A 1,195-nucleotide genomic window follows, 5' to 3' on the forward strand; every position below is an offset into this window, starting at 1 on the left:
GCCCAATGACATCATCAAGGTGGAGGAGATCCCGGTGCTGGGTTCGGGCAAGACCGACTACGTCTCGACCCGCAGGCTGGCGATCGACCGACTGGGGCTGAGCGCCGCGGCCTAGCGCCTTAACCGATATCCGAAGGCGGCACCTTCTCGCCTTCGCGCATGGCGCGTTTCGAATAGGCGCGCACGGAAAGCGGCAGGAAGACCAGATAGCCGGCGACCGAAGCGGTCAGCGTGTACCAGGGGTAGGTCATCAAAAGCAGGACGTAGAGCACCACGGCGAGGATCACCGGCAACACCTTGTCGCCCGGCACCTTGATGCTTTTGCCCGAATAGACCGGCAGCCGGCTGACCAGCAGGAAGGCGACGAGCGCGGTGAAGCCGGTGGCGACAAAGGCGGCGAGACGGGTCGGCTCAAGTCCCAGCCGCAGGAAATAGAGATAGAGCGGCAGCATCACCAGCACCGCGCCCGCCGGCGCCGGCACGCCGACGAAATATTCGCTTTGCCACAGCGGCCGGTCGGCCTTCTCGTCGTCAAGCACATTGAAGCGGGCGAGCCGCAAGCCGCAGGCGATGGTGAACAGCAGCGCCGCGATCCAGCCGAACGAGCCGGCGCGGTCGAGCAGGAAGGCATAGAGCACCAGCGCCGGCGCGACGCCGAAATTGACGATATCGGCCAGCGAATCCATCTGCGCGCCGAATTTCGATGTCGCCTTCAGCATGCGCGCCAGGCGGCCGTCTATGCCGTCGAGGAAGGCGGCGAGCAGCACCATCACCACCGCCGGCTCGAAGCGGCCCTGGAAGCCGAAGCGGATGCCGGAGAGGCCGGCGCAGATGGCAAGCACAGTGACGAGATTGGGCAGCACCATGCGCATCGGGATCTCGCGGATGCGCGGGCCGCCGCTGGCGTGCGCTTCGAATTTCTTGAAGGGCGCGCCCACGGCTCAGGAAATCCTGACCAGCGGCGTCGCCGCCGCGCCGCCGAATTCGGCAAGTACGGTCTCGCCGCCGACCGCCGTCTGGCCGACGGCGACGCGCGGCACGGCATTCAGCGGCAGGAAGACATCGACACGCGAGCCGAAGCGGATCAGCCCGAAACGCTCGCCGATGGCGATCGAGCCGCCGGCTTCGGCCCAGCAGACAATGCGCCGCGCCACCAGGCCGGCGATCTGCACGGCGGCGACGGTGCCGTTGGGGC

At 67.3% G+C, this 1,195-nt stretch carries 2 protein-coding genes; both read right to left on the reverse strand.

What is annotated here, in order from left to right:
- Positions 1–119 precede the first annotated feature (119 nt).
- Positions 120–938 carry a phosphatidylcholine/phosphatidylserine synthase gene (locus tag EN745_RS35015; RefSeq protein WP_127423330.1) on the reverse strand — a complete coding sequence of 273 codons (819 nt, stop codon included), beginning with the start codon at positions 936–938 and terminating at the stop codon, positions 120–122.
- A gap of 3 nt (positions 939–941) precedes the next feature.
- Positions 942–1,195: phosphatidylserine decarboxylase (locus EN745_RS35020; RefSeq protein ID WP_189363273.1), on the reverse strand; the 254-nt coding region annotated here is incomplete at its 5' end.

The organism is Mesorhizobium sp. M4A.F.Ca.ET.022.05.2.1 (assembly GCF_003998845.1).
Taxonomy (GTDB): Bacteria; Pseudomonadota; Alphaproteobacteria; order Rhizobiales; family Rhizobiaceae; genus Mesorhizobium.